The organism is Kitasatospora sp. LaBMicrA B282 (assembly GCF_050325825.1).
GTDB lineage: Bacteria > Actinomycetota > Actinomycetes > Streptomycetales > Streptomycetaceae > Kitasatospora.
Window position 1 is genome coordinate 24,640 of record NZ_JBNQTI010000052.1, and the last position, 23,069, is coordinate 47,708.

Genomic DNA, 23,069 nt, shown 5'->3' on the forward strand with positions numbered 1-23,069 from the left:
CGGATCTCACTGGATTGGGACGCCGTGTCGAGCCACCCAGTTCCATATTTGACGATCAGATTCCCACGGTTGGCTGAGCAGGTCAGGGAGCCGCCTCGGCCAACCGTGGCGGCCCCGGGACCGGTCGGTCAGGCGTGGTCGGGGAAGAAGATCTTGATCTCGCGCTCGGCCGAGGCCTCCGAGTCGGAGGCGTGGATCAGGTTCTCCCGGGTGATCGTCGCGTAGTCGCCGCGGATGGTGCCGGCACCGGCCTCCAGCGGGTTGGTCGCGCCGGCCAGCATCCGGATGCCGGCGATCACGTTCTCGCCCTCGACGATCAGCGCGACCGACGGACCCGAGGTCATGAAGTGCAGCAGCGGCTCGTAGAACTCGCGGCCCACGTGCTCGGCGTAGTGCTGCTCCAGCGTCGGCCGCTCAAAGGTGCGCAGCTCCATGGCGGCCAGCTGCCAGCCGGCCTTGCGCTCGATCCGGCTGATGATCTCGCCGGCCAGGCCGCGGCGGACGGCGTCGGGCTTGAGCAGGACGAGAGTGCGCTGGGTCACGGTACGGCTCCAGTGATAAATGGGGAGGTCGGTGGCATAAGGGTGTGCACCACTGCAGCAGAGGTTACCTTGGGTGAACAGACCTTCAGGCAGCCGCTGCCTGACGCTCGCGTTCCGCCTTGATGACGTCGATCTTGCGGCCGTAGTGCACCGAGCACCACCACAGGCCGGCGAAGATCACGCCCAGCCCGTACATGGTCGGCAGCAGCACCCCCGAGGCGATCAGGCCCAGCTGCAGCGCCCAACCCACCGCGACCGCACCGGGCCGGGTGATCACGCCGCAGAGCAGCACGCAGAGCAGCATCGCCGCCCCGCTGACCGACCAGATCACCCCCGCGGAGACATGGGTCATCTGCATCGCGACGCAGGCCGCGAAGAGCACCACGAAGACCTCGCCGATCAGCGTGGACGAGCAGAGCGTACGCATCGTCACTTCCTCCCGAGCAGCAGGCGGGCCTCGCCCGCGGTGATCACCGATCCGGTGACCAGCACGCCGACGCCGGCCAGGTCGCCCTCTTCCTCCGCGAGGGTGACGGCGGCGTCGATCGCATCGTCCAGCCGGGGCTCCACCTGCACCCGGTCCTCGCCGAACACCTCGACCGCCTGCGCGGCCAGCTGGTCCACCGGCATCGCCCGGTGGGTGGAGTTCTGGGTCACCACGACCTCGTCCAGGACCGGCTCGAAGGCCTCCAGCAGGCCGGTGACGTCCTTGTCGCCGCTGGTCGCGATCACGCCGACCAGCTTGGTGAAGCCGAAGGCCTCGGTCAGCGCGGCGGCGGTGACCCGGGCACCGGCCGGGTTGTGGGCCGCGTCCAGCAGGATGGTCGGACTGCGCCGGACCACCTCCAGCCGGCCCGGCGAGCTGACGCCGGCGAAGGCGGCCCGGACCTTGTCCAGGTCCAGCGAGCCCTCGCGCGCGGCGCCGACCCCGAAGAAGGCCTCCACCGCGGCCAGCGCCAGCGAGGCGTTGTGCGCCTGGTGCTCGCCGTGCAGCGGCACGAAGACGTCGGGGTACTCCGCCGCGCCCAGCCCGCGCAGCGTCAGCAGCTGGCCGCCGACCGCGACCTCCCGGCTGAGCACGCCGAACTCCATGCCCTCGCGGGCCACCGTGGCGCCCACCTCGACCGAGCGGGCCAGGATGGTCTGGGCGGCGTCGAGCGGTTGCTGGGCCACCACGGCGAGGGCACCGGCCTTGATCACGCCGGACTTCTCCACCGCGATCTCGCCGGGCGTGTCGCCCAGCTTGTCGGTGTGGTCCAGCGAGATCGGGGTGATCACCGCGACGTCCGCGTCGATCACGTTGGTGGCGTCCCAGCTGCCGCCCATGCCGACCTCGACCACCGCCACGTCCACCGGCGCGTCGGCGAAGGCGGCGTAGGCCATGCCGGTGAGCACCTCGAAGAAGGAGAGCGCGATCGGCTGCTGCTCGTCGACCATCCGGATGTAGGGCTCGATGTCCCGGTAGGTCTCGACGAACTTCTCCGGGGTGATCGGTCGGCCGTCGAGGCTGATCCGCTCGGTCACCGACTCCACGTGCGGGCTGGTGTAGCGGCCGGTGCGCAGCTCGAAGGTGTTCAGGAGCTGCTCGACCATCCGCGCGGTGGAGGTCTTGCCGTTGGTCCCGGTGATGTGGATGGACGGGTAGGAGCGCTGTGGCTCGCCCAGGATGTCCATCAGGGCACGGATCCGGTCCAGGGAGGGTTCGAGCTTGTTCTCGGGCCAACGCTTGGCCAGCTCGGCCTCGACCTCCGCCAGGCCGAACGGCTCCTCGGGGCCGTCCGCGCTGGTGGGACGCATGGTGTACGGGTTCGGCTCGGCGCTGCTGCTCACCCGCCCAGTCTACGAGCGTCGCGGCCCGCCACCCGCAGCGGGGCGCCGCGGCGCCCCCGACCGGTGCGGACCGCGGTCCGAGCCCGCGGCCCGGCCGCCGGTCGCGGGCTCAGACCGCGGCCGGGACCGGCGCGTGCCGCAGCCGCAGCTCGGCGAGCACCTCGTCGACCTCGTCCTCGGCAAGCAGCGGCAGCATCATCGCCACCCCCTGGAGCAGCCCGCCGAGCAGGAAGGTGGTGTCCGGCGTGGCGGCCACCAGCCGGCGGACGACGGAGACGTGACCGCCGCGGACCGCCTCGATCAGCTCGCCGGCGGCCACCGACTCCTCGTCCACCACCACCCCGATCTCGCCCTGCGGCGCCCGCCGGGCCAGCGCCCGCAGCACCTTGTCGCCGACCTCGGGCGCGTAGGCCTTGCGGACCGCCTCGGCCGCGATCCAGACCAGCAGGGTGAGCACCTCGCGCTCCTCGTGGTCGTGCAGCACCCGGTCCAGGGTCGCGTCGAATGCCACCTGATTCCCGTGCCGGAACGCCAGCAGCAAAGCTGCGGCCTGTCCCTTCGCCTCCTCGACCCGCTGCGCAGGAAGTTCGCCGGCCAACTGGTGCGCTGCCACCATGCTTTGCCTTCCCTTCACGAGTGCCCGTACTCGGAACTTCAGCACACGGTATACGGCACGCCTTCGCAGGTCACCGGACCTGGCCGCGTCAACTGGCGAAAGAACGCAAAAAGCCGGTCATGGATTCAAGAAATCGATAATTCCTCGCGTGATTCCGGAGCAAAACGCCGATCGGCCGCACCCCGGGCGGGGTGCGGCCGATCGGTTCAGCCGGTATTTCGATCAGTTTTACCGCTTTTGTCCGGCTGTTTCACTCAGCCCTGCGGCAGCGCCGCCAGCTGTGCGGTGATCCGGGCGATGTCGGCCTCGGCCGCCTCCTGGCGGGCCCGGATCTTCACCACCACGTCCTCCGGGGCCTTGGCCAGGAAGCCCTCGTTGCCGAGCTTGGCGGTGGTCTGCGCCTTCTCCTTCTCGGCGGCCGCGCGGTCCTTCTCCAGGCGCTTGCGCTCGGCGGCCACGTCGATGGTGCCGGACAGGTCCAGCGCCACGGTGGCGCCGGCCACCGGCAGCGAGGCGGTGGCCGCGAAGCCCTCCTCCGGCAGCGTCAGCCGGAGCAGCGAGCGGATCGCGTCCTCGTGCGGCACCAGCGCGGTGCCGGCCAACTCGAGTGCGGCGGGCACCTTCTGACCCGGCTTCAGGCCCTGGTCGGAGCGGAACCGGCGGACCTCGGTGACCACCTGCTGCACGACGGCGATCTCCGCCTCGGCAGCCTGGTCGCGGAAACCGCTGTCCTTCGGCCAGTCGGCGATCACCAGCGACTCGGCACCGGTCAGCGTGGTCCACAGCGCGTCGGTGACGAACGGGACCACCGGGTGCAGCAGCCGCAGCGTCACGTCCAGCACCTCGCCGAGCACCCGGCGCACGGCGTCGGCCTGCGCGCCGCCCTTGGCCAGGGTGGTCTTGGAGAGCTCGACGTACCAGTCGAAGACCTCGTCCCAGGCGAAGTGGTAGAGCGCGTCGGAGAGCTTGGCGAACTGGTAGTCCTCGTAGAGCGCGTCCACCTGGGCGACGGTCTCGTTCAGCCGGGACAGGATCCAGCGGTCGGCCGCGGTCATCTGCTCCGGCTCGGGCAACGGGCCCTCCACGGTGGCGCCGTTCATCAGCGCGAACCGGGTGGCGTTCCAGAGCTTGTTGCAGAAGTTGCGCGAGGCCTTGACCCAGTCCTCGCCGATCGGCACGTCCGCGCCGGGGTTGGCGCCGCTGGCCAGGGTGAAGCGGACGGCGTCGGCGCCGAACTCGTCCATCCAGTCCAGCGGGTCCACCGCGTTGGGGTTGGACTTGGACATCTTCTTGCCGAACTGGTCGCGAACCAGGCCGGTGAGCGCGATGGTGTGGAACGGCACCTGGCCGTCCATCGCGTACAGGCCGAACATCATCATCCGGGCGACCCAGAAGAAGATGATGTCGTGGCCGGTGAGCAGGACGTCGGTCGAGTAGAACTTCTCCAGGTCCGGGGTCTGCTCCGGCCAGCCCAGGGTGGAGAAGGGCCACAGGCCGCTGGAGAACCAGGTGTCCAGCACGTCGGAGTCCTGGGTCCAGCCCTCGCCGGTCGGCGGCTGCTCGTCCGGGCCGACGCAGACCATCTGGCCGTCCGGGCCGTACCAGACCGGGATCCGGTGACCCCACCAGAGCTGGCGCGAGATGCACCAGTCGTACATGTTGTCGACCCAGTCGAAGTAGCGGCGCTCCATCTCCTTCGGGTGGATCTGGACCCGGCCGTCGCGGACCGCGTCGCCGGCCGCCTGGGCCAGCGGCTCGACCTTGACCCACCACTGCATCGACAGCCGCGGCTCGACGATGGTGTGGCAGCGCGAGCAGTGGCCCACCGCGTGCATGTAGGGGCGCTTCTCGGCGACGATCCGGCCCTGCTCGCGCAGCTCGCCGACCACGGCCGAGCGGGCCTCCAGCCGGTCCAGGCCGAGGAACGGGCCGTGCACCGTGATGGTGCCGTGCTCGTCCATCACGGTCAGGTTGGGCAGGTCGTGGCGCTGGCCGATGGCGAAGTCGTTGGGGTCGTGCGCGGGGGTCACCTTGACCGCGCCGGTGCCGAACTCCGGGTCCACGTGGGTGTCGGCGACCACCGGGATCCGACGGTCGGTCAGCGGCAGCGCGATGGTGCGCCCGATCAGGTGCTGGTAGCGCTCGTCGTCCGGGTGGACGGCCACCGCGGTGTCGCCCAGCAGGGTCTCGGCCCGGGTGGTGGCCACCACGATCGAGTCCTCGCCGTCGCCGTAGCGGATCGAGACCAGCTCGCCGGGGCTGTCCTCGTGCTCCACCTCGATGTCGGAGAGCGCGGTCAGGCAGCGCGGGCACCAGTTGATGATGCGCTCGGCTCGGTAGATCAGGCCGTCGTCGAAGAGCTTCTTGAAGATGGTCTGGACGGCGTGGGACAGGCCCTCGTCCATGGTGAAGCGCTCGCGCGACCAGTCCACACCGTCGCCGAGGCGGCGCATCTGGCCGAGGATCTTGCCGCCGTAGTTCTCCTTCCACTCCCACACCTTCTCGACGAAGGCCTCGCGGCCCAGGTCGTGGCGGGACTGGCCGGAGGCGGCGAGCTGCTGCTCGACCCGGTTCTGGGTGGCGATGCCGGCGTGGTCCATGCCGGGCAGCCAGAGCGCCTCGTAGCCCTGCATCCGCTTGCGGCGGGTCAGGGCGTCCATCAGGGTGTGCTGGAAGGCGTGGCCGAGGTGCAGCGCACCGGTCACGTTCGGCGGCGGGATCACGATGGTGTACGCCGGCTTGTCGCTCTTGGCGTCGGCGGTGAAGTAACCGCGCGATACCCAGCTCTCGTACAGCTCGCCCTCTACCTCGCCCGGAGCGTAGGTGGTGGAAAGAGCGGCTGCGTTGTCCCCGGACGCGTGGTCGACGGGGCGCTGGTTCGTCATGTCGGTCACGACGCACAGTTTACGGAACGAGAGGCCGTGCCCTGTGCGCCCATGGCGTACGGTAGCGTGCCCGATGCTCGGACGGCTGGTCGACCGGGCCCGGCGAGACCGGTGGAGCGCGGGCGGTGCCGCACGGACGCGGCGGGGGAGCGAGCAGCGATGTACGGCCAGGGACAGCCCCAGGGACAGCCTCCCTACGGACCGCCGCCGGGGCAGCCGCCGTACGGACCGCCGCAGCCCCAGGGGTGGGGCCAGCCGCCGGCTCCGGCGTACGGCCAGCAGCCGTACCCCCCGCAGCCCCAGCCGCCGTACGGCGTGCCGCCGCAGCAGGCCTGGGGGCAGCCGCCCGCCCCGCCGATGCAGCAGGCCGGCTGGGGCCAGGCCGGCCCCGCGCCGAAGAAGGGCAAGGGCTGCGGCGTCCTGGTCCTCCTGCTGGTGCTGGCGGTGCTGGGCGGCGGCGGGTTCTTCGCCTACAAGAAGTTCGGCGGCGGCTCGTCCGCCCCGGGCAGCTACAAGCTCGACACGCCCAACCTGCTGTCGCTGGGCACCGGCAAGGGCTACCAGCTGAAGACCAGCAAGAGCCAGCCGGTGGACCCGGCCAAGACCCAGGGCGCGGGCACCGACATCACCGCACTGATCGCCAACTGGGCCAACGACGCGAACAACGGCGACACCATCACCTTCGGCGGTCACTACGGCAAGCTGACCGACCCGAGCAAGGCAACCAGCGACTACAGCTCCAGCGTCACCGCCGAGGGCGCCACCTGGTCCACCCCGTTGACCACCTACTCCGGCGGCAGCAACAAGGACCACGCCACCCTGGAGTGCGGCGTCATGACGATCAAGGCGGCCGGCGCCCCGGACGTGCCGCAGACGGTCTGCGTCTGGTCCAGCAGCTCGACCTTCGGCACCCTGAGCTTCAGCAAGTTGGGCCGCGCCGGCCTGCAGACCTTCGCACCGGCCGACGCCGCCAAGGAGGCCGAGCAGATCCACGACGCCATGGTGGTGGCGAACTGACGTCCCGGGAGGGGAACGCCATGTCCGAGCAGAATCCGTACGGTCCGCCCGGCCCGCAGCCCGGGGGCTTCGGCCCGCCCGGCTACGGCCCCGTGCCGCCCCAGGCGCCCGGCTACGGCTCGGTGCCGCCGCCGGCGCCCGGGTACGCCCAGGTGCCGCCGCAGGGCCAGCCCGGCCAGCCCTGGCCGGCGCCCTACTACCCCGTGACCCCGCCCAAGAAGTCCCGCCGCGGCCTGTGGATCACCCTGGCCGTGGTGGTCGGCGCGATCGTGGTCGCCACCGTGGTGCTGGTCTTCACCGTCGGCCAGACGGTCTCCAAGCTCGGCACCCACAAGGTCGTGCTGCCGCAGACCTTCCAGGGCCTGACCAGCGACCCGACCAACAAGCTGGCCCAGACCCTGCAGAGCAGCATGGACGCCGACGCCACCTCGGCCAAGGAGCTGACCGCCACGGTCAGCACGGTCTACAACGGGATCACCTCGGACCGGGCCGTGGTGGTCTACGGCGGCTACGGGAAGATCATCTCCCCCGCCACCGAGGAGTCGGCGTTCTGGAGCAGCTTCGAGGGCGCCGCCTCGGGCGCCACCTTCAGCCCGCGCACCCACCCCTCCCCCGGCCCCCAGGGCGGGTCGCTGAGCTGCGAGGACGCGACCACCAGCAGCGAGACCGACGCGGTCTGCATGTGGGTGGACAACAGCTCGCTGGTGGTGATGATGCAGACCACCGCCGGCGGCAAGGCGCCCTCGCTGGACAAGGCCGCCCAGGACGCCCGTGACCTGCGCGCGGTGGCCGAGGTGGCGAACTAGCCGGGCACTCGCGCAAGCGGAAGGGCCCGCGACCGGCCCCTGGGGTTCCAGGGAGGTCGCGGGCCCTTCGGCCGTCCGGGCTCAGGCGCTCTTGTCGCGCCGCTCGCGCTTGATCATGTCGCGCGGGACCAGGGTGGGGATGGCGTGCTTGGAGACCACGTCCCCGGTGACCACCACGCGGGCGACGTCCTGGCGCGAGGGCACCTCGTACATCACGGACATCAGCACCTCCTCCATGATGGCCCGCAGCCCGCGCGCGCCGGTGCCGCGCAGGATCGCCTGGTCGGCGATCGCCTCCAGCGCGTCCCGGCTGAACTCCAGCTCCACGCCGTCCAGTTCGAAGAGCTTGCGGTACTGCTTGACCAGCGCGTTCTTCGGCTCGGTGAGGATCTGCAGCAGCGCCTCGCGGTCCAGGTTGTGCACGCTGGTGATCACCGGCAGCCGGCCGATGAACTCCGGGATCATGCCGAACTTGACCAGGTCCTCCGGCATCACCTGACGGAAGTGGTCGCTGGCGTCCACGTCCCGCTTGGAACGGATGGTGGCGCCGAAGCCGATGCCCTTGCCGCCGGCCCGGCCCTCGATGATCCGCTCAAGGCCCGCGAAGGCACCGCCCACGATGAACAGCACGTTGGTGGTGTCGATCTGGATGAACTCCTGGTGCGGGTGCTTGCGGCCGCCCTGCGGCGGGACCGAGGCGGTGGTGCCCTCCAGGATCTTCAGCAGCGCCTGCTGGACGCCCTCGCCGGAGACGTCGCGGGTGATCGACGGGTTCTCGCTCTTGCGGGCGACCTTGTCGATCTCGTCGATGTAGATGATCCCGGTCTCGGCCTTCTTGACGTCGTAGTCGGCCGCCTGGATCAGCTTCAGCAGGATGTTCTCGACGTCCTCGCCCACGTAACCGGCCTCGGTCAGCGCGGTGGCGTCGGCGATCGCGAACGGCACGTTCAGCATCCGGGCCAGGGTCTGCGCGAGCAGCGTCTTGCCGGAGCCGGTCGGGCCGAGCAGCAGGATGTTGGACTTGGCCAGCTCGATCGCGTCGTCCCGGCCGCTGCCGCGCCCCGCCTCACCGGCCTGCACGCGCTTGTAGTGGTTGTAGACCGCCACCGAGAGCGCCTTCTTGGCCAGGTCCTGGCCGACCACGTACTGGTCGAGGAACTCGTAGATCTCGCGCGGCTTCGGGAGCTCCTCGAACCGCACCTCGGAGGACTCGGCGAGCTCCTCCTCGATGATCTCGTTGCACAGGTCGATGCACTCGTCGCAGATGTACACGCCTGGGCCGGCGATCAGCTTCTTCACCTGCTTCTGCGACTTGCCGCAGAACGAGCACTTGAGCAGGTCGCCACCGTCTCCGATGCGTGCCACGAGGTGCTTCCCCTTCGCCAGGGGCCCCGCGGGGGTCCGGGGCCTGGTGCTGTGGACCGCAGCCGCCACCGCGGCGGCAGGTCTCGGTATCCGACGGTACTCTGCCAACCCGCAGAATCCGCCGACTTCGACAGCTCTGCCCTACGCCCTGGGCGAATTGATACCGAACGGATGCCATCGCGGGCGGGCAGCGCCTGGGTGGGCCGGAGCCCGGCGGGCGGGGCGTACGCGCTGGTACACCCCGCCCGGTCACGCGGAGCTCAGTCGTTGAGCGAGGCCTTGCGGGAGGTGATGATCTGGTCGATCAGCCCGTACTCCAGGGCCTCCTCGGCGGTGAGGATCTTGTCGCGCTCGATGTCCTCGCGCACCTGCTCGACCGACTTGTTGGAGTGCTTGGCCAGCATCTCCTCCAGCTGGTCGCGCATCCGGAAGATCTCCTTGGCCTGGATCTCCAGGTCGGAGACCTGGCCGCGGCCGGTCTCGGTGTACGGCTGGTGGATCAGGATCCGCGAGTTGGGCAGCGCGGTGCGCTTGCCCGGGGTGCCGGCGGCCAGCAGCACGGCGGCCGCGGAGGCGGCCTGGCCCATGCAGACGGTCTGGATGTCCGGCTTCACGAACTGCATCGTGTCGTAGATCGCGGTGAGCGCGGTGAACGAGCCGCCGGGCGAGTTGATGTAGACCTGGATGTCGCGGTCCGGGTCCATCGACTCCAGGCAGAGCAGCTGGGCCATGATGTCGTTCGCCGAGACGTCGTCCACCTGGGAACCCAGGAAGATGATCCGCTCCTCGAACAGCTTGGCGTACGGGTCGTACTCGCGGATGCCCTGGGAGGTGCGCTCGACGAAGCGCGGGACGATGTAGCGGCCCTCGGCCCGGGCGCCCAGGTACTCACCCAGCGGGGTGTTGGGAAGGTTCATTGCGGTTGTCCTCCGGAAGCTGTCCTGTGGTGGGATGCGGGGCTCGGCGCTCAGGCGCCGGTGCCACCGCCGCCGGGGACGTCCGCGGCGCTGTGCATGATGGCGTCGATCAGGCCGTAGTTCTTGGCCTCCTCCGCGGTGAACCAGCGGTCGCGGTCGGAGTCCTTAGTGATCTGCTCGAAGGTCTGGCCGCTGTGGTGCGAGATCAGCTCCGACATCCGCTTCTTCATCCGGAGCAGCTGCTCCGCCTGGATCCGGATGTCGGTGGCCGAGCCGCCGAGGCCGGCGGACGGCTGGTGCATCAGGATCTCGGCGTTCGGCAGCGCGAAGCGCTTGCCGGGGGTGCCCGCGGTCAGCAGGAACTGGCCCATCGAGGCCGCCATGCCCATCGCGATGGTGACGACGTCGTTCTTGATGTACTGCATGGTGTCGTAGATCGCCATGCCCGCGGTGATCGAGCCGCCCGGCGAGTTGATGTACAGGAAGATGTCCTTCTCCGGCTCGGCGGCCAGGAGGAGGAGCTGGGCGGTGATCTTGTTGGCGATGTCGTCGTCGACCTGCTGGCCGAGGAAGATGATGCGCTCGTTGAGCAGCCGGTTGTAGACCTGGTCGCCAAGCCCGCCGAGCACGTCACCACCGGCGGCGCGCGGCGTCATCAGGCCAGGCATCTGCATCTGCGGGAACGTCACTTAGCCACCTGCTCAGTCGATTCGGACGGTCCCTCTGGTTGACCGTCGCTACGTCACATACGGGGACCGGGGCGGGCTTCCCGGACACGCGCCGGTGATCGGGCCGCCCCGCCCACGCTGTTGAAAGCTTGCTTTCGTCGACCCTAACGCGCAGGCCCGGCCCGACCATCCCCCACGCTGAACTGTTCGCTGTGAGCGCAGGGTGGCGGCACCCCGTCGGGACGTCGCCGCGACGGGCCCCGTACGGGGCCACGGCGGGGCCCGGAACGCGCGCAGGCCCGGACGCGGTGCGCGTCCGGGCCTGCTCGGTGGTGCGGTGCTACCGGGAGGCTCAGGCCTCGTCGGTGGCGGTCTCGGCGACGGTCTCCTCCGTGGCGGCCTCGACGGTCTCGGCCGTCTCGTCCTCCTCGTCGAAGTTGATCTCCTTGCCGGTGGTGTCCTTGACCGTGGCGGCCTCGACGACCAGGGCCAGCGCCTTGCCGCGGGCGACCTCGCCGACCAGCATCGGCACCTGGCCGCCCTGGACGAGCTGCTGGGCGAACTGGTCCGGGGTGAGGCCGGAACCGGCGGCGCGGCGGATCAGGTGCTCGGTGAGCTCCTCCTGGCTGACGCCGACCTCCTCCTTGCCGACGATCGCGTCGAGCACGAACTGGGTCTTGATGCCCTTCTTGGCCGCGTCCTCGGTCTCCTGGTCGAACTCCTCGCGGGACTTGCCCTGGGCGGCGAGGTAGGTCTCGAGGGTCTGACCGATCGGCTGCAGCTGGTGGTGCTCCAGGTTGTGCTTGCGGGTCTCGATCTCGTCCTTGAGGAGCTTCTCCGGGTACTCGATCTCGACCTTGGCGAGCAGCGCGTCCAGCACCCGCTCCTGGGCCTGGGTGGCCTGGTCGAACTCCTTCATCCGGCCGAGGCGGCCGCGGGAGTCCTCGCGGAGCGCGTCCAGGGTGTCGAACTCGCTGGCGAGCTGGGCGAACTCGTCGTCCAGCGCGGGCAGCTCCTTCTCCTGGACGGTGGTGACGGTGGCGGTCACCTCGGCGCTCTGGCCGGCCTGGGTGCCGCCCTTGAGCTCGGTGGTGAAGGCCTTCGACTCACCGGCGGACAGGCCGACGACGGCCTCGTCGATGCCGTCCAGCAGGCGGCCGGAGCCGATCTCGTAGCTCACGCCGGAGGCGGTGCCGTCCTCGGGGACCTCGCCGTCGACCTTGGCCTCCAGGTCGATCACCACGATGTCGCCGGCGGCCGCGGCGCGCTCGACGTCCTTGACCGAGGCGAAGCGCTCGCGCAGCTGCTCCAGCGACTTCTCGACGTCCTCGTCGGTGACCTCGATCGGGTCGACCTCGACCTCGATGTCCTCGAACGAGGGCAGCACGATCTCCGGGCGGACGTCGACCTCGGCGATGAAGGTCAGGCCGTTCTTGTCGAGGTCCTCGACGCCCTTGATGTCGGTGATGTCCGGCTGGCCGAGGACGTCGATCTTGCTCTCGTCGACCGCCTGCGTGTAGAAGCGCGGCAGCGCGTCGTTGACGGTCTCCTCCAGCACGGCGGCACGGCCGAAGCGCTGGTCGATGACCCGGGCCGGGATCTTGCCCTTGCGGAAGCCGGGAACCGTGACCTGCTGGTTGATCTTCTGGTACGCCGCGTCGAGGCTGGGCTTGAGCTCCTCGAAGGGCACCTCGACGGTGAGTCGAACCCGGGTCGGGTTCAGAGTCTCGACGGCGCTCTTCACGGTTTGGTCTCCTATGGGCTTGCGGTCGGCTGGTCTGCCAACGAACCGTGTCCCTTGCGGGCCGCGGGCCGGACAGACGGGTGATGAGCCACCTGGTGCGGCATCTCCCGTGTGGGGTGGACGGCGAGCGGCCCGTTCCCCGGTCGCGGGGTGTGGGCGGTGGCTCTTCCGCCAGCGGCCCATCCTACCGGGTACCACAAAGCCGCGATCGCTCCGGCCGTGCCGGTCGCCCCGCCGGGGACCACCGGCGCGGCACCGCACCGGGCCCCGCCCGAAAATTCATGGGGCTCATCGTGGTCGGGGTGACCGGATTCGAACCGACGGCCTTCCGCTCCCAAAGCGGACGCGCTACCAAACTGCGCCACACCCCGCACTTTGCGAGAGGAAGCGTACACGCCGCGCCCGCACGGCTCGCCGATATTCAGGACATGCCACCGGACCCGCCGAGCGGCCCCGGTGGAAAGGGCGCGTGCGCGCCGACGGCCCGACCAGGTACGCTGATCCCCGTCCACACCGGCCGGTGCCCACAGGCGGCGGCCGGGTACGGGCACGCACGCGGGCGTAGCTCAATGGTAGAGCCCTAGTCTTCCAAACTAGTCACGCGAGTTCGATTCTCGTCGCCCGCTCCGTCCCAGGGCCCCGGCTTCTTCGAGCCGGGGCCTTTGGTATGTCCGGTGGTCTGTTCGGCGGCAGCTCCGGCGCTATGCCCGGCCACCCCGGCCGGGCCACGGGTTCGGACACGGACGGCCGGTGCGGGTGCGCTGCCGGCGGCCGGCACAGGGCGGAGGACAGACGGGTGGACCCCGAGCAGAGACTGGCGGTCATCCAGCGCGCGGTGGTGCGGGAAATGGCCCGTTACGGACGCGAGTTCTCCCTCGACGGCGCCGTGGTGCGCGGGCCGGGCCGCACCGCGGTGGCGGTGCGCGAGCACCCGGGGCCGGACGGCGGCCACGTCGACCTGGGGTACGTGCTCACCCTGGGCAGCGACGAGGCGCCGGTGCTCTGGGACTGCACGGCCGGCCTCGGCACCACCGAGGAGGAGAAGCTGGACAGTGCCGTGCGGATGTGGGCGGGCACCACGGCGGCCGCGGTGGTGGAGTTCCTGGAGGGGGCCGGCCGGCACGGCGACCACCTCCGGCTGCCCGCACTGCCCGGCTGGCAGGCGGTGCAGGGGCCGGCCACCGTCTTCGGCTTCCGGAGCGCGCAGCTGTCCGGCTGGCTGGGCGAGCGCGAGCTGATGGCCGAGCTCGCCGGGCCGCTGGCCGCGGAGCTGCCCGATGCGCGGCTGAACGGCGTCAAGCTCTTCTTCGGCGGCCGGGCCGGTGACGAGGTGGCCGAGGTCCGGGTGAACGGCACGGTGGCACCCGCCGCCTCGGCGGCGCTGCGCGCGCTGGACTGGCCGCGCGGCGAACGGTTCTGCTGGGCGCGGCTGTTCGTGCTGCTGGCGGCCGAGCAGGCGGACCTGGCCGGGGCCGCGCGCCGGAGCGAGAGCATCCGGCCGTTGCCGGCGGCATATCCCGGCGCAGCACGGTCGACCCCCGAGCAGGACGGCGCGCGGGCGGCCGCAGCCGCCTGGCCGGCGGCGCGCCGGCGAGCGGCACGGGCGGCCCTCGGCCGGCGGAAGGCAGCACTGGGCCGCTGGTGGCGGACCAGACAGGCCGGCCAGTAGGCCGTCACCAGGGGTCCGGCGGTGCGCCGCCGGGCGGTCGGGATCTGCTGTCGGCCGGTCAGGTCCCGATGTTGGAGAGGGTCTTGGCCACCTGGGTCAGGAAGTCCTGGATCGGCTTGGCCGCAGTGGACTGGTTCAGCATGAAGCCGAACAGTGCGGCCAGGATCGCGTGCGGCACCTTGATCTGCTTGTTGCGGATGAAGATGATGAGAATGATGCCGAACAGGACCAGCGCGGAGACGGAGAGGGCCACCCGGACTCACTTCCTCGTGTCGTGGCGGTACGGACCCCGGCGTGTCCGACGGTCCCAAGGCGCAACCCGCCACCCCCGTGCCCCCGAGATCCGGCCAGTCCCGCCCCGACTCAGTGTGGTCGACCGTGCCGAGTGCGTAAAGGACTTGCCGCTGACCCGTGCCGAACATCCTGCGATGTGAGACGAGTTTCCGCCGGACGAGACGATAGCCCACTGGAGTTGACGGAGCGTCGGCGGGGGCTCCCAGCTGGGCCGTTCGTCTACCGAAGACCCGCCGGGCCCGGCGGCGGGAATTGGCTGAAGATCTCCGCAGACGTTGACAGCCCGGCCCGGCAGGTCCCCGGTCGCCGGGGCGCCGTCAGGCCCGCCAGAGCAGCAGCACCGCGCGGTCGTCGTTGATGTCCTTGGCCACCGTCTCGATCAGCCGCACCGCCGCCCCCGAACTGCCCTTGCCCAACTGGGCGCCGGCCACCAGCCGGTCGGCCTCCCCCATCAGCCGGTCCATCCCCTCGGACAGGTCCCGCCCGGGCGCCTCGACCATCCCGTCGGTGCAGAGCAGCAGCACGTCGCCCGGGCCCAGCCGGCCGCGCACGCCCTCGAACTTGGCGCCGTCGTAGAGACCCAGCAGCGGGCCCTCGGCGGCCTCCTTGACCTCCCAGCACCCGGCCCCGGCCAGCCGCTGCATCCCGGGCAGGTGGCCGGCCGAGAGCAGCTCGTACTCGCCGGTGTCCAGGTCCAGCGCGAGGTGCACCGAGCTGGCGAAGCCCTCGTCCCAGTCCTGGCGCAGCAGGTAGCCGTTGGCGGCCGGCAGGAAGTCGTGCGGCGGCAGCGAGCCGAGCAGCCCGCCGAAGGCGCCGGAGAGCAGCAGCGCCCGGGAGCCGGCGTCCATGCCCTTGCCCGAGACGTCGGCCAGCACCACCTCCAGCATCCGCCGGCCCGGCCCGGTGCGGGCGGCCACCACGAAGTCGCCGGAGAAGGACTGGCCGCCGGCCGGCCGCAGCGCCATGTCGGCGTGCCAGCCGTCGGGCAGCTGCGGCAGCCGGCTCTGCACCTTCAGCCGCTCGCGCAGGTCGAAGAGCATCGAGCCGCCGCCGCGCCAGGGCACCCCGACCCGGCTGCGGAACTGGGCGAGCAGCAGGCCGGCCACCCCGACCGCGCCGACCACCAGGGCCGCGCCGGGCGTGACCCCGTAGACGTACTCGGCCGGATGGTCGCTGGCCGCCCGCTCGCCGGTGTGGATCACCGACTCGGTGGACAGGCCGAGCGCGGAGGTGGCGTAGAGCAGCACCAGCGAGACCGGGCGCAGCAGCAGCGAGCCGACCAGGATCGGCAGCACCAGCGCGGTCGGCGGCACCCAGGCCGGGATCCAGACGTTCAGCGCGACCAGCAGCGGCACCAGCATCAGCAGCACCGCGAAGGCCAGCCAGTCCGCCGCGTCGCCGCGGAAGTAGTCCACCCCGGTCCGGCGCAGGGTCCGCCGGGCCCGGTAGAGGCGCTTGCGCAACCGGGCCGTCAGGGGATCCGCGGCCGCTGTGGCGGCGGTCCCCGTCGCGCTCGTCTGGGGCGGTGAGCCCGGCGTGCGGCCAGCCATGGGGCCCGACCTTATCCACCGCGGGCGGTTCACGTCGACGGGCGTCCACCGGCCCGTGGCGCGGGCGCTCGATTTCGGCCGGGCGGAGAGCCGCGCCCGGGGCGCTCCGTCGCCGCACTCGAGGCAGCCCGGGGCGCGTCCGTGCAGCGTGCGCCGCCTGTCGCGGGCGCGTGCCGGACCGCCCGGCGCCACCGGGTCGCCCGGTGGCGCCGCGGGTGGTAGCTGTGGCATATGACACAGCCTGCCGACACCCCTCCCCAGGACGCGCTGAGCCTGCGCCCGCTCGCGGCGGCGGACTGGGACGCCTGGTACGACGCGCTGGAGGTGGCCTTCGGCGAGCAGGAGGCGCCCGAGCGGCGCTCGCTGTGGCGCGGCCTGACCGAGGTGGACCGTTCGCTGGGGGTCTGGGACGGCGCGGTGCCGGTCGGCTCGGCCGGCGCCTTCTCGTTCCGGATGGCGGTGCCGGGCGGTGCGGTGCTGCCCACCGCCGGGGTGACCATGGTCGGGGTGGCGCCCACCCACCGGCGGCGCGGGGTGCTCACCGCGCTGATGCGCCACCAGCTGGACGAGGTGCACGAGCGCGGCGAGGCGCTGGCCGTGCTGGTCGCCTCGGAGCCGGCGATCTACGGCCGGTACGGCTACGGGCTGGCCAGCTGGCAGCTCGGGGTGCGGGTGGAGCGGTCCCGGGTGACGGTGCGGCGCTCGGCGGCGGAGCGGGAGCGCGGCACGGAGCTGGACCGGGTCCGGCTGCGGCTGGCCGACCCGGCGCGAGCCGCGGCCGCCTGCGAGCGGCTGTACGCCCGGCGGGTGCCGCTGCGCCCCGGGATGCTGGCCCGGCGCCCCGGCTGGGAGCGGCTGCCGCTGCTGGACCCGCCGGCCGAGCGCAAGGGGCACGGCGCGCTGCAGTGCGTACTGGCCGAGGACCGGCGGGACGGGGAACTGCTCGGGTACGCGCGCTACTCGACCAAGGTGGTCTGGCGGGAGGGCGGGGCGGCCGGCGAGGTGCGGGTGCGGGAGGTGACGGCGGCCGATCCGGAGAGCTGCGCCGCGCTCTGGGCCTACCTGCTGGACCTGGACCTGACCGACACCGTGGTGGCGGAGAACCTGCCGGTGGACGATCCGCTGCTGCACCTGGTCTCCGACCCGCGCCGGCTGCGCCCGCGGGTCTCGGACGCGCTCTTCGTGCGGCTGGTGGAGGTGGGCGACGCGCTGCGCTCGCGGCACTACGCGGCGCCGGTGGACCTGGTGCTGGAGGTGGCGGACGAGTTCTGCCCGTGGAACACCGGGCGCTGGCACCTGCACGCCGCCGGGCCGAACGCGGCGGCGGCCTGCGAGCCGACCGACGCGCCGGCCGACCTCGCACTGTCGGTGCGAGAGTTGGGCTCGGCCTACCTCGGCGGGTCCTCGCTGGCCGCGCTGGCGGGTGCCGGGCTGGTGCGCGAGCTGCGCGCGGGGGCGCTGGCGGAGGCGGCGCACGCGTTCGGCTGGCCGGTGGCGCCCTGGCTGCCGCACGAGTTCTGAGACCGGGCGCGGCAGCCGGCGGGCATGCGGACGCCTCCCGGCCGAGGGCCGGGAGGCGTCGTGCGCAGGAGCGGGCGGGTCAGCCCTGCTGCGGGTGGTGCGCCGGGATGGGCGGCAGCTCACCGGTGGTCTCGTAGGCGCTCAGCATCTCGATCCGGCGGGTGTGCCGCTCCTCGTTGCTGTACGGGGTGTTGAGGAAGACCTCGACGAACTTGGTGGCCTCCTCCTGGGTGTGCATCCGCCCGCCGACGCTGATCACGTTGGCGTTGTTGTGCTCGCGGCCGAGCGCAGCGGTCTGCTCGCTCCAGGCCAGCACGGCGCGCACGCCCTTGACCTTGTTGGCGGCGATCTGCTCGCCGTTGCCCGAGCCGCCGATCACGATGCCGAGCGCCTCGGGGTCCGCGGCGGTGCGCTCGGCGGCCCGCAGGCAGAAGGGCGGGTAGTCGTCGACCGCGTCGTAGATGTGCGGGCCGCAGTCGATCGGCTCGTGGCCGGCCGACGTGAGCCACTCGACGAGGTGGTTCTTCAGTTCGAATCCGGCATGGTCGGATCCCAGGTAGACGCGCATGGGGAGAAGTCTGGCATGCGGGTGCCCCGGCACCGGCGAAGGCCCCGCGCCCGGCCGGAGCGGTGTCCGGCCAGGTGCGGGGCCTCAGGCCTACAGCAGCCGACGCGCGGTCAGGACCGGCCGCGCAGCAGCTTCCAGGCGAGCGGCAGGGCGCCCATCGCCAGCAGCACCTTGAGCGCGTCGCCCAGCAGGTAGGGGTAGAGGCCGAGGTCGGCGGCCCGGGCCAGCGGGACGTGCAGCGAGGCGGCCAGGTAGGGCACGCCGACCGCGTAGATCGCCAGGTTGCCCAGCACCATCACGCCGGCGGTGCGCAGCGGGGTGCGGTCACCGCCGCGGCGGGCCAGCAGGCCGGTGAGCGCCGCGGCCAGCACGAAGCCCAGCACGTAGCCCAGGGTGGGCAGCGCCCAGCCGGAGCTGTGCTCGGCGAACCAGGGCAGGCCGGATGCCCCGGCCAGCAGGTAGAGGCCGAGCGCGGCGGCACCGCGGCGGGCCCCGAGCGCGGTGCCGACCAGCAGCGCGGCGAAGGTCTGGCCGGTGACCGGCACCGGGGAGCCCGGCACCGGCAGCGAGAGCTGTGCGGCCAGCCCGGTCAGTGCGGCACCGCCGGCGACCAGGGCGAGTTCGCGCAGCGCGGCGCCGAGCCTGCTGTCCGCGGCCGGCAGCAGGTCGGCCAGCACGGCCCAAGTGGGAAGCGGGGTGGCCAGTGCCATGAAAGCTCCAGAAAGTATGACGAATATCTACGGGGACGAACGTATATCATCACGGTGCGTCACGAGTCGTTCCGGATGGTGAGCCCAGCGGCCGACCCGTTGATGCCCGCTCGTCGGGCACCGGATAGTGAGACGGGTAGTCCGATCACCGAACAGCGGTTCTCGGTCCGCCCGAACGACTGGATCACCCCCGATGACCACCACCGCCCCGTCGGCGCAAGGCGCCGACTCCGAGGCGACGGCCACCGCCGGCCCGCAGCTGACCCACGGCCTGAAGCAGCGTCACCTGTCGATGATCGCGCTCGGCGGCGTGATCGGCGCCGGCCTCTTCGTCGGCTCCGGCGCCGGGATCGCGGCCGCCGGCCCCGGGGTGATCCTCGCCTTCACCCTCTCCGGCCTGCTGGTCATGCTGATCATGCGGATGCTCGGCGAGATGTCCGCCGCGCACCCCGCCTCCGGCTCCTTCTCGGTGCACGCCGAACGCGAGATCGGCCCCTGGGCCGGGGTGACCGCGGGCTGGATGTACTGGGTGATGCTCTGCTGCGGGGTGGCCGCCGAGGCCACCGCGGCCGGCTCGATCATGAACTCCTGGCTGCCCTCGGTGCCCGGCTGGGCCTGGGTCGGCGTCTTCATGGCCTTCTTCTGCGCCAGCAACCTGACCGCGGTGAAGAACTTCGGCGAGTTCGAGTTCTGGTTCGCCGCGATCAAGATCGCCGCGATCGTCGCCTTCCTGGCCCTCGGCCTGCTCGGGGTCCTCGGCCTGGTCGGCCACGCGCCCGGCACCGCCAACCTGACCGGCCACGGCGGCTTCCTGCCGCACGGCGGCAGCGGCCTGGCGACCGGCCTGCTCGCCTCGGTCTTCGCCTACGGCGGCCTGGAGACGGTCACCATCGCCGCCGCCGAGTCCGACGACCCGCGCCGCAACGTGGCCAACGCGGTGCGCACCGCGGTCTGGCGGATCGCCGTCTTCTACATCGGCTCGATGGCCCTGGTGGTCACCCTGGTGCCGTGGAACGACCCCGACGTGGTCAAGCTGGGCCCCTACGTGACGGTGCTGCAGCTGCTGCACGTGCCCGGCGCCGCCCAGGTGATGCAGGCCGTGGTGCTGATCGCGCTGCTCAGCGCGATGAACGCGAACATCTACGGCTCCTCCCGGATGGCCTTCTCGCTGGTCGCCCGCGGCCAGGGCCCGCGGGCGCTGGCCAAGGTGAGCGGCGGGGTGCCGCGGCTCGCGGTGCTGGCCTCCTGCGGCTTCGGCTTCGCCGCGGTGCTGGCCGGCTACTGGTGGCCGGACACCGTCTTCACCTGGCTGATGAAAACCACCGGCGTGGCGATCCTGGTGGTCTGGCTCTTCATCGCCGCCGCCCAGCTGCGGATGCGGCGCCGGCTGGAGCGCGAGGCGCCCGAGCTGCTGACCGTGCGGATGTGGGGCTTCCCGTACCTGACCTGGGTCGCGCTGGCCGGCGTGGTGGTGGTGCTGGGGCTGATGACCACCACCCCGGCCAACCGGGACCAGCTGTACGCGGCCGGGGTGCTTGTCGCGGCGCTGAGCGGCGCCGGCTACTGGCGCCAGCGCCGCTCGGCGGTGCGCGACGACCGCTGACCGGTCGCACCGGTAAGCGGCACACGGGCAGGTGGCCCGGTACGCCCCGGGGTCTCCGTGAAAGGATGCCCCGGGGCAAGGACCTGCCCCGACCCACGCACCGCACAGCCAACTGCACAGCGCCGTGCGAGCCGGACAAAGGAGTACCGCCGTGCCGGGCAAGAACCTCAGCCGGGACGAGGCGCAGGAACGCGCCGGCATCCTCAGCGTCGACGCCTACGAGGTGCACCTCGACGTCACCGGCGCCCCGGATGCAGCCGAGCCGACCTTCCGCTCCACCACCACGATCCGCTTCCGCTGCACCGAGCCCGGCGCGACGAGCTTCGCCGACCTGCTCGCGACCGGCGTGCGGGCGGTCACCCTGAACGGCCGGGAGCTCGACCCGGCCGTGGTCTTCGACGGAGCCCGGGTGGCCCTGCCCGACCTGGCCGCCGAGAACCTGCTGGTGGTGGACGCCGACTGTGCCTACAGCCGCACCGGCGAGGGCCTGCACCGGTTCACCGACCCGGCGGACGGCGAGACCTACCTCTACACCCACTACGAGCCCGCCGAGGCCCGCCGGGTGTTCGCCAACTTCGAGCAGCCCGACCTCAAGGCGCCCTACCGCTTCACCGTGACCGCCCCGGCGGCCTGGGACGTGTACGCCAACGGGGCGACCGACTCGGTGACCGAGAACGGCGCCGCCAAGGTCTGGCGCTTCCTGGAGACCAAGCCGATCTCCACCTACCTGACCGCCGTGGTGGCCGGCCCCTACCACGTGGCCCGGGACCAGTGGAGCCGCAAGCTGGCCGACGGCTCCACCCTGGAGATCCCGCTCGCCGCCACCTGCCGCAAGTCGCTGGCGCCGTACTTCGACGCGGACGAGATCTTCACGGTCACCAAGCAGGGCCTGGACTTCTTCCACGACGAGTTCGACTTCCCGTACCCGTTCGGCAAGTACGACCAGTGCTTCGTGCCGGAGTACAACATCGGCGCCATGGAGAACCCGGGCTGCGTCACCTTCCGCGAGGAGTACGTCTTCCGCTCGAAGGTCACCGAGGCCGCCTACGAGGCGCGGGCCAACGTCATCCTGCACGAGATGGCGCACATGTGGTTCGGCGACCTGGTCACCATGAAGTGGTGGGACGACCTGTGGCTCAAGGAGTCCTTCGCCGACTTCATGGGCTCCTTCGCGCTGGCCGAGGCCACCAAGTACCAGGCCTCCTGGGTGACCTTCGCCAACCAGCGCAAGGCCTGGGCCTACCGCCAGGACCAGTACCCCACCACCCACCCGATCACCGCGGACATCCGCGACGTCGAGGACGCCAAGCTCAACTTCGACGGCATCACCTACGCCAAGGGCGCCTCGGTGCTCAAGCAGCTGGTGGCCTACGCCGGCCGGGAGGCCTTCTTCGAGGGCGCCCGCCGGTACTTCAAGGCGCACGCCTTCGGCAACACCGTGCTCGGCGACCTGCTGGAGGTGCTGGCGGTCACCTCCGGGCGCGGCGAGCAGGCGATGGCCGACTGGTCCCGGGCCTGGCTGCAGACCGCGGGCGTCAACGCGCTCACCCCGCAGCTGACCGTGGACGCCGAGGGCCGGATCACCGAACTCGCCGTCCTCCAGGACGGGGAGACATTGCGCCCGCACCGGGTCGCGGTCGGCCTCTACGACCGGCAGCCCGACGGCGCCCTGGTGCGCACCGCCCGGGCCGAGCTGGACGTCACCGGTGCCCGCACCCCGGTCGCCGAGCTGGCCGGCCGGCCCCGCCCGGCCCTGGTCCTGGTCAACGACGACGACCTGACGTACTGCAAGATCCGCTTCGACGCCGACTCGCTGGCCACCCTGCGCAGCTCGCTCGGCGACATCGAGGACACCCTGGCCCGGGCGCTGGTCTGGTCGGCCTGCTGGAACCTCACCCGGGACGGGCTGCTGCCCGCCCGCGACTACCTGGACCTGGTGCTGCAGTTCGCCGGCCGGGAGTCGGACATCGGCGTGCTGCAGACCCTGCACACCCAGGCCAAGGGCGCCCTCGACGTCTTCGTCGACCCCGACTACCGGGCCGAGGGCGCGCGGCTGCTGGCCGACTGCGCGCTGCGCGAGCTGCTGGTGGCCGCCCCGGGCAGCGACCACCAGCTGGCCTGGGCCCGCTTCCTGGCCCACACCGCGGTGCAGGACTCGGAGCTCCAGCTGCTGGAGGGGCTGCTGGCCGGCACCGCCAGGATCGACGGCCTCGACGTGGACCAGGACCTGCGCTGGGTGCTGTGGACCGCGCTGGCCGCCGCCGGCCGGGCCACCGTCGAGCAGCTGGACGCCGAGCTCAAGCGGGACAACACCGCCAGCGGCAGCCAGAAGGCCACCCAGGCGCTGGCCGCCCGGCCGACCGCCGAGGCCAAGGCCGCCGCCTGGTCCGCGGTGGTGGACGACGACTCGCTGCCCAACGCGATGGTCGGCGCGCAGACCGCCGGCTTCGCCCAGCCCGACCAGCGGGAGCTGACCGCGCCCTACACCGCGCGGTACTTCGAGCTGCTGGAGACCGTCTGGGCCGAGCGCAGCATCGAGATCGCGATCCGCTTCGTCGGCGGCTTCTTCCCCCGCCTGCAGACCGACGACGCCACCCTGGCCGCGACCGACGCCTGGCTGGCCGACCGCCCGCAGGCGGCCCCGGCGCTGCGCCGGCTGGTGCTGGAGTGCCGCGACGAGCTGGCCCGGGCGCTGCGCGCCCAGGCGGCCGACCGGGGCTGACGCCGCCGGGGCGCTGCCGGTCCCGCGGTCCGCCGCGGGACC

The 23,069-nt window shown here is 71.9% G+C and carries 19 protein-coding genes and 2 tRNA genes; 7 read left to right on the forward strand and 14 right to left on the reverse strand.

The genetic code is table 11. From position 1 onward, the window contains the following. Positions 1 to 128: 128 nt before the first annotated feature. From ndk to ACQRUO_RS16920, 5 genes are all read right to left on the reverse strand, one after another. Positions 129 to 542 (reverse strand): nucleoside-diphosphate kinase, encoded by a 414-nt coding sequence (gene ndk / locus ACQRUO_RS16900; protein WP_428316747.1) that lies wholly within the window; start codon positions 540 to 542, stop codon positions 129 to 131. 85 nt (positions 543 to 627) lie between these two features. After that, complete coding sequence (locus tag ACQRUO_RS16905) at positions 628 to 969, reverse strand: DUF4233 domain-containing protein (RefSeq protein ID WP_428316748.1); 342 nt, start codon at positions 967 to 969, stop codon at positions 628 to 630. Positions 970 to 971: 2 nt separating this feature from the next. Continuing rightward, complete coding sequence (gene folC / locus ACQRUO_RS16910; protein WP_428316749.1) at positions 972 to 2,372, reverse strand: bifunctional tetrahydrofolate synthase/dihydrofolate synthase; 1,401 nt, start codon at positions 2,370 to 2,372, stop codon at positions 972 to 974. Between the two features lie 109 nt (positions 2,373 to 2,481). After that, complete coding sequence (locus ACQRUO_RS16915; protein WP_428316750.1) at positions 2,482 to 2,988, reverse strand: hypothetical protein; 507 nt, start codon at positions 2,986 to 2,988, stop codon at positions 2,482 to 2,484. Positions 2,989 to 3,242: 254 nt separating this feature from the next. Continuing rightward, complete coding sequence (locus ACQRUO_RS16920; RefSeq protein ID WP_428316764.1) at positions 3,243 to 5,873, reverse strand: valine--tRNA ligase; 2,631 nt, start codon at positions 5,871 to 5,873, stop codon at positions 3,243 to 3,245. A gap of 159 nt (positions 5,874 to 6,032) precedes the next feature. On the opposite strand from ACQRUO_RS16920, the gene ACQRUO_RS16925 reads away from it, so the two are divergent. Both ACQRUO_RS16925 and ACQRUO_RS16930 read left to right on the forward strand, forming a co-directional pair. Continuing rightward, a complete protein-coding gene (locus ACQRUO_RS16925; RefSeq protein ID WP_428316751.1) occupies positions 6,033 to 6,890 on the forward strand; it encodes a hypothetical protein in 858 nt (285 codons plus the stop codon). Positions 6,891 to 6,910: 20 nt separating this feature from the next. Next, complete coding sequence (locus ACQRUO_RS16930) at positions 6,911 to 7,696, forward strand: hypothetical protein (protein ID WP_428316752.1); 786 nt, start codon at positions 6,911 to 6,913, stop codon at positions 7,694 to 7,696. 81 nt (positions 7,697 to 7,777) lie between these two features. Here ACQRUO_RS16930 and clpX read toward each other — a convergent pair whose 3' ends face one another. The 5 genes from clpX to ACQRUO_RS16955 form a co-directional block, all read right to left on the reverse strand. Continuing rightward, positions 7,778 to 9,061, reverse strand: coding sequence for an ATP-dependent Clp protease ATP-binding subunit ClpX (gene clpX, locus ACQRUO_RS16935; RefSeq protein WP_428316753.1), 1,284 nt, complete (start codon positions 9,059 to 9,061; stop codon positions 7,778 to 7,780). 260 nt (positions 9,062 to 9,321) lie between these two features. Next, on the reverse strand, positions 9,322 to 9,978 hold the full coding sequence (locus tag ACQRUO_RS16940) for an ATP-dependent Clp protease proteolytic subunit (protein WP_428316754.1): 657 nt from the start codon (positions 9,976 to 9,978) through the stop codon (positions 9,322 to 9,324). A gap of 50 nt (positions 9,979 to 10,028) precedes the next feature. Beyond that, positions 10,029 to 10,646: an ATP-dependent Clp protease proteolytic subunit gene (locus tag ACQRUO_RS16945; RefSeq protein ID WP_428316765.1), complete on the reverse strand. Its 618-nt coding sequence runs from the start codon at positions 10,644 to 10,646 to the stop codon at positions 10,029 to 10,031. A gap of 352 nt (positions 10,647 to 10,998) precedes the next feature. Continuing rightward, positions 10,999 to 12,390, reverse strand: a complete 1,392-nt coding sequence (gene tig, locus ACQRUO_RS16950) for a trigger factor (RefSeq protein WP_428316755.1) — start codon at positions 12,388 to 12,390, stop codon at positions 10,999 to 11,001. A gap of 294 nt (positions 12,391 to 12,684) precedes the next feature. Next, positions 12,685 to 12,761, reverse strand: a tRNA-Pro gene (locus tag ACQRUO_RS16955). Between the two features lie 184 nt (positions 12,762 to 12,945). Here ACQRUO_RS16955 and ACQRUO_RS16960 point away from each other — a divergent pair. Both ACQRUO_RS16960 and ACQRUO_RS16965 read left to right on the forward strand, forming a co-directional pair. Next, a tRNA-Gly gene (locus ACQRUO_RS16960) sits at positions 12,946 to 13,016 on the forward strand. A gap of 170 nt (positions 13,017 to 13,186) precedes the next feature. Further along, a complete protein-coding gene (locus tag ACQRUO_RS16965) occupies positions 13,187 to 14,059 on the forward strand; it encodes a DUF6348 family protein (RefSeq protein WP_428316756.1) in 873 nt (290 codons plus the stop codon). Between the two features lie 58 nt (positions 14,060 to 14,117). Here ACQRUO_RS16965 and ACQRUO_RS16970 read toward each other — a convergent pair whose 3' ends face one another. Next, a complete protein-coding gene (locus ACQRUO_RS16970) occupies positions 14,118 to 14,312 on the reverse strand; it encodes a hypothetical protein (RefSeq protein WP_428316757.1) in 195 nt (64 codons plus the stop codon). Positions 14,313 to 14,670: 358 nt separating this feature from the next. Then, entirely contained in the window at positions 14,671 to 15,903 is a 1,233-nt protein-coding gene (locus tag ACQRUO_RS16975) for a PP2C family protein-serine/threonine phosphatase (RefSeq protein WP_428316758.1), read from the reverse strand. A gap of 231 nt (positions 15,904 to 16,134) precedes the next feature. Between ACQRUO_RS16975 and ACQRUO_RS16980 the strand changes: the two genes are divergently transcribed. Further along, on the forward strand, positions 16,135 to 17,424 hold the full coding sequence (locus ACQRUO_RS16980; protein WP_428316759.1) for a GNAT family N-acetyltransferase: 1,290 nt from the start codon (positions 16,135 to 16,137) through the stop codon (positions 17,422 to 17,424). 79 nt (positions 17,425 to 17,503) lie between these two features. Here ACQRUO_RS16980 and ACQRUO_RS16985 read toward each other — a convergent pair whose 3' ends face one another. Beyond that, positions 17,504 to 17,992, reverse strand: a complete 489-nt coding sequence (locus ACQRUO_RS16985; RefSeq protein ID WP_428316760.1) for a ribose-5-phosphate isomerase — start codon at positions 17,990 to 17,992, stop codon at positions 17,504 to 17,506. Positions 17,993 to 18,102: 110 nt separating this feature from the next. After that, complete coding sequence (locus ACQRUO_RS16990) at positions 18,103 to 18,702, reverse strand: biotin transporter BioY (RefSeq protein WP_428316761.1); 600 nt, start codon at positions 18,700 to 18,702, stop codon at positions 18,103 to 18,105. Between the two features lie 193 nt (positions 18,703 to 18,895). Here ACQRUO_RS16990 and ACQRUO_RS16995 point away from each other — a divergent pair, with 193 nt between their 5' ends. Both ACQRUO_RS16995 and pepN read left to right on the forward strand, forming a co-directional pair. Continuing rightward, entirely contained in the window at positions 18,896 to 20,305 is a 1,410-nt protein-coding gene (locus tag ACQRUO_RS16995; RefSeq protein WP_428316762.1) for an amino acid permease, read from the forward strand. Between the two features lie 151 nt (positions 20,306 to 20,456). After that, complete coding sequence (pepN, locus tag ACQRUO_RS17000; protein WP_428316763.1) at positions 20,457 to 23,027, forward strand: aminopeptidase N; 2,571 nt, start codon at positions 20,457 to 20,459, stop codon at positions 23,025 to 23,027. The last annotated feature ends 42 nt before the right edge of the window (positions 23,028 to 23,069 follow it).